This is a genomic window from Streptomyces lonarensis (genome assembly GCF_012033735.1).
Lineage (GTDB): Bacteria > Actinomycetota > Actinomycetes > Streptomycetales > Streptomycetaceae > Streptomyces > Streptomyces lonarensis.
On the sequence record NZ_JAAVJD010000209.1, the window covers coordinates 1 to 9,232 of the forward strand.

At 74.4% G+C, this 9,232-nt stretch carries 6 protein-coding genes; 3 read left to right on the plus strand and 3 right to left on the minus strand.

Features of this window, described 5'->3' with window-relative positions:
- A partial coding sequence (locus HCN56_RS20345; protein ID WP_167973221.1) for a PfkB family carbohydrate kinase occupies positions 1 to 1,074 on the minus strand: 1,074 nt, incomplete at its 3' end.
- Between the two features lie 68 nt (positions 1,075 to 1,142).
- Here HCN56_RS20345 and HCN56_RS20350 point away from each other — a divergent pair.
- Entirely contained in the window at positions 1,143 to 2,447 is a 1,305-nt protein-coding gene (locus tag HCN56_RS20350) for a 6-phospho-beta-glucosidase (protein ID WP_167973223.1), read from the plus strand.
- Positions 2,448 to 3,152: 705 nt separating this feature from the next.
- On the plus strand, positions 3,153 to 3,443 hold the full coding sequence (locus HCN56_RS20355) for a hypothetical protein (RefSeq protein ID WP_209312985.1): 291 nt from the start codon (positions 3,153 to 3,155) through the stop codon (positions 3,441 to 3,443).
- Positions 3,444 to 3,646: 203 nt separating this feature from the next.
- On the opposite strand, the gene HCN56_RS20360 is transcribed toward HCN56_RS20355, so the two are convergent.
- On the minus strand, positions 3,647 to 4,306 hold the full coding sequence (locus HCN56_RS20360) for a TerB family tellurite resistance protein (protein WP_312871317.1): 660 nt from the start codon (positions 4,304 to 4,306) through the stop codon (positions 3,647 to 3,649).
- 246 nt (positions 4,307 to 4,552) lie between these two features.
- Positions 4,553 to 6,373 (minus strand): 2-isopropylmalate synthase, encoded by a 1,821-nt coding sequence (gene leuA / locus HCN56_RS20365; RefSeq protein ID WP_167973225.1) that lies wholly within the window; start codon positions 6,371 to 6,373, stop codon positions 4,553 to 4,555.
- Positions 6,374 to 6,967: 594 nt separating this feature from the next.
- Between leuA and HCN56_RS20370 the strand changes: the two genes are divergently transcribed.
- Positions 6,968 to 9,232: MMPL family transporter (locus tag HCN56_RS20370; protein WP_167973227.1), on the plus strand; the 2,265-nt coding region annotated here is incomplete at its 3' end.

The following is a 9,232-nucleotide window of genomic DNA, read 5'->3' on the forward strand; positions in this document are numbered from 1 at the left end:
GGCCTCGGCGGCGGCGTGGGTGCCCGGCGCCGGGCAGGCGAGCGCCGCGACCACGTCGTCGAGGAAGGCGTGGTCGGGTGCGGCCGGGCGGTCGCCCGCCCGCACCTGCCGCCGCCAGGCGGCGACCTCGGGCCAGCCCGGTGCCGACAGCGAGCCGCCGAACTCCTGGACGGACAGCGAGGCGGTCAGTCCGGCGAACGCCAGCCGGTCGGCCAGCGGCCAGCCCGCGAGCGAGCCGGTCACGAAGCCCGCGACGAAGACGTCGCCCGCGCCGGTGGTGTCGAGGGCGTCGACGGCCACCGCGGGCACCTCCGCCGTTTCGCCGGTGCGGCCGTCCGCCGCGTAGGCGCCGGCGGCGCCGAGGGTCACCACGACCAGGGGGACGGTCTCGGCGAGCACCCGTGCCGCGCGGCGGGGGCATTCGGTGCGGGCGTAGCGCATCGCCTCGTCCGCGTTGGGGAGGAACGCCTCGCAGTGGGCCAGCTCGGGGAGGGCCGCCAGCTCCCAGCGGCCGGTCTCGTCCCAGCCGACGTCGGCGAAGAGGAGGGTGCCCTGGCGTGCGGCGGTCGCGGTCCAGGGCTGCGGGCGGCCGGGCTCCAGGCAGGTGACGGCGGAGCGGGCGGGCGGCGGCGGCCCGTGGGGCGGTTCGGGCAGGGGCGCCTGGTGGCCGTGGGAGACCATCGTCCGCTCGCCCTCGTAGGCCATGGAGACGGTGACGGGGGAGTGCCAGCCGGGGACTGTGCGGGAGTGGGAGAGGTCGATGCCCTCGCCCTCGTGGAGCGTCTCCCAGCAGTACTCGCCGTACTTGTCGTCGCCGAACGCGGCGGCCAGCGAGGTCCGCAGGCCCAGCCGGGCCAGGGCGGTGGCCATGTTGGCGACGCCGCCGGGGCTGGAGCCCATGCCGCGCGCCCAGGACTCGGTGCCGCGCACGGGGGCGCCGTCGAGCCCGGTGAAGACGATGTCCAGGAACACCGTCCCCGTGAGGTAGACGTCGCAGGGGACGTCACCCGGACGGCGCAGGGCCGCCAGGGGGTCCTGCGCGGGGCACCGCTCCCCGCCCGTGGGGTCGTGCATCGGGGTCCTCCCTGCCGGCCGCCGTCGGCCTGACCGTTGTGACGTGGCGTCTACGGTACGTTCCGGGCATGAGGCTTACGATCATCGGCGGCGGCGGCTTCCGTGTCCCTCTCGTCCACCGGGCGCTGCTCGGCGCCCCGCCCGGCGGCGGCGTGACCGAGGTGGTGCTCCACGACACCGACCCGGCCAGGGCCGCGGTGATCGCGGCGGTGCTGCGGCAGCAGGGCGACGGCCCGGCGGTGACGGTCGCCGGGGAGCTGGGGGAGGCGCTGCGCGGTGCCGACTTCGTCTTCTCGGCGATGCGGGTGGGCGGCACGGCCGGCCGGGCGCGCGACGAGCGGCTCGCCCTGGCCGAGGGGGTCCTGGGCCAGGAGACGGTGGGCGCCGGCGGGGTGCTGTACGGGTTGCGGACGGTGCCGGTGGCGGTGCGGCTCGCGGAGCGCATCCGCGAGGTGGCGCCCGAGGCGTGGGTCGTCAACTTCACCAACCCGGCGGGGATGGTCACCGAGGCGATGTCCGGGGTGCTGGGGCCGCGGGTGATCGGCATCTGCGACTCGCCGGTCGGTCTGGTCCGCCGTGCGGCGCGCGCGGTCGGGGTCGACCCGGCGCGCGCCGAGTTCGACTACCTCGGTCTCAACCACCTGGGCTGGCTGCGGTCGTTGACCTACCGGGGGCGCGACCTGCTGCCGGGGCTCCTCGCGGACGACACGGCGCTGGCCTCCTTCGAGGAGGGCCGGCTGTTCGGGGCGCGGTGGCTGCGGGCGCTGGGCGCGCTGCCCAACGAGTACCTGCACTACTACTACTTCCGCCGCGAGGCGCTGGAGCAGGCGTGGGAGGCGACGGAGACGCGGGGCGAGTTCCTGGACCGGCAGCAGTCGGCGTTCTTCGCGCGGGCCGCGGCGGAACCGGAGCGCGCCGGAGCGCTGTGGGACGTGACGCGGATGGAGCGGGAGCGGACCTACCTGGCGGAGGCCCGGGAGGCGGGCGGTGGCGGGGAGCGCGACGCGCAGGACCTGGAGGGCGGCGGGTACGAGCAGGTCGCGCTGGACCTGATGCGCGCCCTGTCGGGGGAGCGGCCGGCCCGGTTGATCCTGAACGTGGCTAACGCGGGGACCGTCACGGCGCTGGACGACGCGGCGGTGGTGGAGACGGTCTGCGAGGTGGACGCGGCAGGCCCGCGCCCGCTACCCGCCGTACCGCCGGGCGACGGTGAGTTGGGGCTGATGCTGCAGGTGAAGGCGGTGGAGCGGGCGACGATCCGTGCCGCTCTCACCGGGTCGTACGACGCGGCGCTGCGCGCGCTGACGCTCCACCCGCTGGTCGACTCGCCGGCCGTCGCCAACCGGCTGCTGCTGCGGCGGCTCGGCGACTGACCGCGGGATGGCGGCACCGCCGACCCGCCGCTCGGCGTCCGCCGACCCGCCGAGGTCCGGTGGTGGTCCTGTCCGGTGGCGGCCCGGCGGCGGTCCGGTCCGCCGGCGGGTCGGTGGTGTGCGGGCCCTCCCGGTCGGTTTCCGGCCAGGATCGTCGGGTGCCCGCGGCGGTGGGCGCGCGTTGGCGGTCCGGTCGCCGGCCGGTCGCGGACCGGTCCCGCAGCGCCGACCGGCGGCCGTGCGGCGTGCCGGTGCCCGCCCGTGGTTCGGGGTCCGGGACGGGGTGATCGGTGCGGCCGCGGGCAGGCCGCCGTGCGTCGGCCGGGGCCGGGCGGCCGGCGGCACGCCCGGGGCACGGGGGGCCGGGCTCACCCGCTCGGGTGAGGAGCGTCGTCCGCGTTCTCGCCCCGAGGGGGGAGCGCGCGGCGTGAGGTGGACGTGGGCGAGTGGAGCGCCCGCGCCCGGAGCGCAGGCCGCACGCCGGACGACGGGGTGGTTCGCCGTGCGAGGCGTGACCCCTTCGCACCCCGAACGGCTTCCGCCGGAACGGCCGTTCGGACCTGCGCTGGTGAACTCGCTTCGAAGACGCGGCAGTTGGCGCGTGTCCGGGTGCCCCGGGTGTCGAATCGACCGCACAACTGGCGTAAATGTGGCCTGCGTCACGCCCATCGGTTTGTGATCGGCCGTTCCGGTAAGGCGGTCGTCATGGTCACACGTAGTCGAGGAAACCCGGTCGCGTTCATAGTGGCGCTGCTCGCGAACCTGGCGGCAGTCATCATCGTGCTGTGGATTCTGCTCTTCATGCTGGGGGCCAACCGTGACAACACGGTGGTGGACTTCGTGCACGACGCAGCATCATGGCTGGCCTCCTGGTCGCGGGACATGTTCGACGTCTCGCCGGACTGGTGGCACGTACTGCTGAACTACGGCATTGCCGCCGTGGTCTACGCCGCCATCGGCAACCTGGCGGCGGGCGCCCTGCGGCGCCGCTGGTAGGGGGCCGGCCCCCGGCCGGCGGTGAGGAGGAAGGGCACGGGCCGCCGGGACGCGCCGCCACGAGGGTGTGGTGACCCGTCCCGGCGGCCCGTCCGTCGTTCCGGCCGCCGTTTTCGCCGGCCGCTCCCGCAGGCCGCGCGGGAAGCAGGTGCGGGCGGCCCGGCAGCCCGGCGGCCCGGAGACAGGTGCGGCCCGCCGCCGGGTCAGACGCCCTGGCCGGCCTCGGTGAGCAGTCGTTCGGTGTCGGTGGGCGCGAGGGCGAGTGCGGTGCCGATCTCCGCCAGCGCCGCGCTCTCCGCCGCGAGGTACCTGCCGTCGGCGAGGGCGATGCGTGCCGCGTCGCGCAGCAGCGTCTCGCGGCCGACGGTCGCCAGGTGCGGCGCCAACGGGGTGAGGGCGGCGCGCAGTTCGTTCTCCAGTGCCTCGCGGCCCTCGGCGCTGACGACGGCGAGGAGGGTGAGCAGTCTCTCCTCGGTGCAGTCGGGGTGTCCGCCGGTCCTGACCGAGTCGACGGCCGCCTCGCGGGCGGCGCGCGACTCGGTGCCGCCCGCGGCCAGGACGGCGAGGGCGATGGTCTGCACGGCGTCGCGGAGCATCAGCGAGAGCCGGACGGTGGTGGGTGCGCCGAGCGTCTGGAGGGTGAACCGGTTCCGGCAGAAGGAGCACTCGACCACCGGGACCGCGGTGCCGCGCGGCAGCAGCGGCACACCGAGGACGGTCAGACGGCGGCGTCCCTCCAGCCGCTGGTAGCAGCGGTCGCCGCCGCAGCCCGGGCAGTAGAACTCGCCGTCCTCGACGACTCGCCACACGGTGCGGACCCCGGCGACCCACGTCAGTCCGGTCCTTCGTCGGGAGTGCGCCACGCCCGTACCTCCGTCACATGTCGGCGACGCTGCCGCAGTGGGGTGATGTTAGCCACAGGTGTGCGGTGGCGTCAGCACCCAGGAGGGACAAAGGTGGGTTCCGGCGCGTGGTCGTCCGAATCCCGTCCGTGGCGGCCGCGGCCGCCACGGACGGGATTCGGCGGTGGGCGGCGCGGCCGCCCGGCGGGGCCCGTGGGAAGAGGGCGGAGACGGCCGGGGCGGGACGTGCCCGCCCCGGCCGGGCGGTCAGCGCGCCGCGCGGTTGACGGCGGAGGCGACGGCCTTCAGCGAGGCCATGACGATGTTGTCGTCGATGCCGACGCCCCAGCGGACCTGGTCGCCGATGGCGCACTCGATGTACGCGGCGGCCTTGGCGCCGGCGCCCTCGCTCATGGTGTGCTCGACGTAGTCCAGCAGTCGTACGTCGTCGTCGATGACGCCGACCGAGGACAGCGCGTCGAAGAACGCGGCGATCGGGCCGTTCCCGGTGCCGTCGAGGGTCGTGGTCGTGCCGTCCACGACGGCGCTGACCGTCAGCCGGTCCCGGCCGTCCTCGCCCATGGCCAGCCCCTGCGTGGAGTGCAGCTGGATGCGGCCCCAGGGGTGCTCGGGGGTGGGCAGGTACTCGTCGGCGAAGGCCTGCCAGATCTGCGCGGGGGTCACCTCGCCGCCCTGGGCGTCGGTGCGCTCCTGGATGATGCGGGAGAACTCCACCTGCATGCGGCGCGGCAGGTCGAGCTTGTGGTCGTTCTTCAGGACGTACGCGATGCCGCCCTTGCCGGACTGCGAGTTGACGCGGATGACCGCCTCGTAGGTGCGACCGACGTCCTTGGGGTCGATCGGCAGGTAGGGCATCTCCCACGGCATGTCGGCCACGTCGACACCGCGTTCGGCGGCGTCGGCGGCCAACGCCTCGAACCCCTTCTTGATGGCGTCCTGGTGGGAGCCGGAGAAGGAGGTGTAGACGAGGTCGCCTACGTAGGGGTGGCGCGGGTGGACGTCCATCTGGTTGCAGTACTCGTAGGTGCGCCGGATGTCGTCGATCCCGGAGAAGTCGATCTCCGGGTCGACGCCCTGGGAGAAGAGGTTCATGCCCAGCGTGACCAGGTCGACGTTGCCGGTGCGCTCGCCCTGCCCGAACAGGCAGCCCTCCACGCGGTCCGCGCCCGCCATGACGGCCAGCTCGGCGGCGGCGACGGCGGTGCCGCGGTCGTTGTGGGGGTGGGCGGAGAGGCAGACCAGTTCCCGGCGGGACAGGTTGCCCGACATCCACTCGAAGCGGTCGGCGTGGGTGGAGGGAGTCGAACGCTCCACCGTGGCGGGCAGGTTGAGGATGATCTCGCGGCCGGGCTCCGGCTGCCAGACGTCCATGACCGACTCGCAGACCTCCAGGGCGAAGTCCAGCTCGGTGTCGGTGAAGATCTCCGGGCTGTACTGGTAGCCGAACGTGGTGCGGTCGTCGAGCAGCTTCTCGGCGTACTCCATCACCAGCTGGGTGCCGTCGACCGCGATCTGCCGGATCTGGTCCTTGCCGCCGCGGAAGACCACCCGGCGGAAGACGGGGGCGGTGGCGTTGTAGAGGTGGACGGTGGCGTTGCGGGCGCCCACCAGGGATTCCACGGTACGGGCGATCAGTTCCTCGCGCGCCTGGGTCAGCACCGAGATGGTGACGTCGTCGGGGATCGCGTCGCTCTCGATGATGGAGCGGACGAAGTCGAAGTCGGTCTGGCCGGAGGCGGGGAACCCGACCTCGATCTCCTTGTAGCCCAGGCGGACCAGCAGGTCGAACATCTCGCGCTTGCGCGCCGGCGACATCGGGTCGATCAGCGCCTGGTTGCCGTCGCGCAGGTCGGTGGAGAGCCAGCGGGGGGCCTTGGTGATCCGGCGGTTCGGCCAGCTGCGGTCGGGCAGTTCCACGCTCTCGTACGGCGCGTAGCGGTGCGCGGGCATCCCCGAGGGGCGCTGCCGGGTGGTGCCGTTGGTCTGCGGTGTGCCGGGGCGGCCGGTGGCGGTCTCCGGTACGGCGCGTGCGGTGGGCGATGCGGACGGGTCGGGCTGTGCGGCCATTGTGCTGGTCTCCTACCAGGGAGGGCTCCGAGGACCGACGGCACGACAGACTCCGCGGGGAGGGGGTCGGTCCCTTACGGAAGACCCTCGCCGCGGCGGCTAAGGAGGAGCATCGTCACGCTTCGCATCTCCGTCAGGGTATCCCCTGCGCGGCGGTCGGCGCCGCGCAGGTATCAGTATGCGAGACCGTGGATGGTCCACCCGGTGGGGCGCCGCGCGTCGGGGCGGGCGCACACCGCGCCGCCGGAGCCGCGTCGGCCGCGCCCGGGCCCGCGCACACAGCGCACACAGCGCCCGCAGCGCCCGCCGCGCGCTCGGCGCGTCGGGTGCCGCGCCGGGGTGGTGCGCGCCGTGCGGAGTCATCCCGGGGGAGTATCGCCGGGCGCCCTGTCACCGGGGGGAGTACCGCCGGATCACCCCCGCGGTCGACCGGCGGGGCCGGGGCGGCGGGGATGCTGGAACGGTGCCCGTTCCGTGCTCCGCGGCGGCGGCACGGCGGGTCCCGCCGTGCCGGCGTGCGACCGGTCGGGCCGGGTAACCGCACTCTGCGGCTGCCCGCCGGCTCACCAGCGACGACGACAGGAGGCCCACACGATGAGGGCCGAAGCCACGGCCGCCCACGGCGGCTCCCCCGACGACGGCTCGGCAGGGTCCGGTCCGCCGGGCGGCGCGGCGGCGGGCGGCGGCGGGACGCCGCGGTCCCGTCGTCTCGCGCTGCCCTGGGCGACGGTGGCGCTGTGGGTGGTGCTCCTCGCGCTGCTGGGTCCGTTCGCCGGACAGCTGAGCGGCGAGACCGAGGACGACTCCCTCGCGTACCTGCCGGACAGCGCGGAGTCCACCGAGGTGGCCCAGATCGTGCGGGAGCTGCCGGGCGGCGGCACCGACGACGTGATCCTGGTGCACCAGCGGGAGGACGGCCTCACCGGCGAGGACCTGGCGGTCGCCGACCGGCAGGCGGAGACCGTCGCCGACCGGCTGGAGGTCGTCGGCGACCTCACCGACCCGGTGGTCTCCGAGGACGGCACCACCGCCTTCCGCGCGATCTCGCTCGCCCCGGACCAGCAGGTGCCGGGCGGCGGTGAGGACGCCGAGGACGACCCGGCGGCGGCCGCCGTGGAGCTGGTGCGCGACATCGTCGCGCAGGACCTGCCGGAGGGGCTGACCGCGCAGGTCGGCGGACCCGCCGCGATCGGCGCGGACGCCGGCTCGGTCTTCCAGTCCATCGACCTGACGCTGACGCTGGCGACGGTCGCCGTGGTGACGGTCCTGCTGATCGTGATCTACCGCAGCCCGCTGCTGTGGCTGCTGCCGCTGGTCTGCGTCGGCATCGCGGCGATGGCGGCGATGGCGGCGGTGTACGCGCTGGTGCAGATCTTCGGCATCACCGTATCGACGCAGGCGTCGTCGATCATGACGGTGCTGGTCTTCGGCGCGGGTACCGACTACGCGCTGCTGCTGGTGGCGCGGTACCGGGACGAGCTGCGGGAGCACCGTGTCCCCTACGAGGCGATGCGCACGGCGCTGCGCGGGTGCGTCCCGGCGCTGCTGGCGTCCTCCGGCACGGTCGCCGCCGGTCTGCTGTGCCTGATGGCGGCGGACCACAACAGTAGCAACGGTCTGGGCCCGGTGGGTGCGGCCGGTGTGCTGTGCGCGCTGCTGGTGATGATCTCGCTGCTGCCGGCGCTGCTGGTGCTCTGCGGTCGGCGCGTCTTCTGGCCGCTGGTCCCCGAGTACGGCAGCGAGCCGGGCGGGCGCGGCAACATCTTCGCGCGGATGGGCACCTCGGTGAGCCGCCGCCCCACGGCGCTGCTGGCCGGCGGGCTGATTCTGCTGGGTGCGCTGAGCCTGGGCAACCTCAACCTGCCCGGGCCGCTGAAGGACGAGGACTTCTTCACACAGACCCCCGACTCGGTGGTGGCGATGCAGACGCTCGCCGACGCCTTCCCGGGCCAGTCCACCCAGCCGATCACGGTGGTCGCCGACAGCGACCACGCCGACGCCGCGGTGGCCGCGGCCGAGGAGACGGACGGCGTCGCGCGCGTGGTGCCGGGACGCACCGCGGACGGCTGGACCGAGATCAACGTCTTCGCCGAGGGCGCCTCGGACTCGCCCGAGGAGCGGGACACCGTCCGTGAGCTGCGCGACTCGCTGGGGGCGGTCGACGGGCGGGGTGCGCTGGTCGGCGGCAACACCGCACAGGCGGTGGACCTGGACGACACCAACGCCCGGGACCGCGTGGTGGTCATCCCGCTGGTGCTGATCTCGGTGCTGCTGATCCTGGTGATGCTCTTCCGCAGCCTGGTCGCGGCGGCGCTGGTGCTCACCGCCGTCGTCGTCTCGTGGGGCGCGGCGCTGGGGCTGGGCGGGTTGTTCTTCGGCCCGGTCTTCGGGTTCGCGGGGATGGACGGCTGGATTCCGCTGCTGACGTTCGCCTTCAGCGTCTCGCTGGGCGTGGACTACGGGATCTTCCTGATGCACCGGATGCGGGAGGAGGCGCTGCGCGGCGCGGAGACCCGCGAGGCGGTGCTGATCGCGCTGCGGAAGACCGGCGGGGTGATCGCCTCGGCGGGCATCGTGCTGGCGGCGACGTTCGGCGTGCTGATGAGTCTGCCGCTGGTGGTCATGGTGGAGCTGGGCTTCGTCGTGGCGGTGGGTGTGCTGATGGACACCTTCCTGGTGCGGCCGTACCTGCTGACCTCGGCGTGCTGGCTGCTGGACCGCCGGATGTGGTGGCCGGGCGCGTTGTCGCGGCCCGGTGGTGCGGCGGGCGGCGGCTCACCGAGGTGCCCATCCGCGCGAAGATGTTGCCGCGCCCGCCCGGCTCGCTGCCGTACTCGGGGACCAGCGGCCAGAAGACGC